The organism is Kitasatospora nipponensis, assembly GCF_039528135.1.
Lineage (GTDB): Bacteria > Actinomycetota > Actinomycetes > Streptomycetales > Streptomycetaceae > Kitasatospora > Kitasatospora nipponensis.
Genome location: NZ_BAAALF010000546.1, coordinates 1 through 949, shown reverse-complemented (window position 1 = coordinate 949; position 949 = coordinate 1). Strand labels below are relative to the sequence as shown.

The following is a 949-nucleotide window of genomic DNA, read 5'->3' as shown; positions in this document are numbered from 1 at the left end:
CCCGAGCCTTGCTTGTCACATGCCGCGCCCCGGTCCATACCAGGACAAGTGCCGCTCGCCTGGCGACATCGGAGGGTGTTCCAGCTCGACGGGGCCGGGATAGAGGTATGTACCGCCCGGGTGGATCATTTCTTCGCCGACCAGATGTCTGTGGAGCCACTCGGCGAAGCTCATCGCGTGCTCCCAGCATCCGCCCTCGTCCCGGTCATGGATCACAATGCTCCACCCCGACGTTCTGCGGCTGAAGGCGAGGAACGCGTAGAACCCGAAGTCGGTGCTCAGAGCAGGTATCAGGACGCCCTGAGCTCCTGTCTCAGGGTGCGGCAAACCGTCCCAGTCGACCTCACGGAATGCCTGATCCGTCTCACGTATCCATTCCAGGAGGTTCCACGTCCCTGTCGCCGGGTGGCTGAAGTGCAGGTGCCCATCGACCTTGATCGGCGCGTACTCGTCGACGAAGTCCTTGTAGCCCGACGGGAGCTCACAACCGATCTCCCGCTCCAGCACCGCCCACGCCCCAGGGTCAGCAAAGCGACGCCCGCCGGGGCCCAACATCGTGAACACCGCTTCCGGATGATCCGGCACTGCTGACACCTCTTGTTCAACCGTGTCGCAGGGCCTTGCCGCAACCTGGTGATCCCACTGACGATGTCGACAGTGCCCGGATGGCACCCGTCAGCCTGAAACGAACGGTCCAACAGGTGACACAGCCTCACGAACCGCCGCTTGTTCGACGAACACGCCACCTTCCCAGCCGCGCTCGCCACCGCCAGCCTCGCCCACTCCCACGACGTGATCTCTTTGCCTGGCCCGTCGATGCCGTGAGTACGTCACTGCACGACCAACCGACCTCGCGCGCAGCTGACACGCTTTACCGCCGTATGAGTGGGTACGGCGCTGAACTGCTCGCAACACGTGTCCCGAAGCCACCAGCGTCGGGGCCGCCCTC

The 949-nt window shown here is 64.4% G+C and carries 1 protein-coding gene; it reads right to left on the bottom strand.

All coding sequences use genetic code 11. The features are described from left to right. Positions 1-15: 15 nt before the first annotated feature. Positions 16-585 (bottom strand): SMI1/KNR4 family protein, encoded by a 570-nt coding sequence (locus ABD323_RS41790; protein WP_344447304.1) that lies wholly within the window; start codon positions 583-585, stop codon positions 16-18. Positions 586-949: the final 364 nt, after the last annotated feature.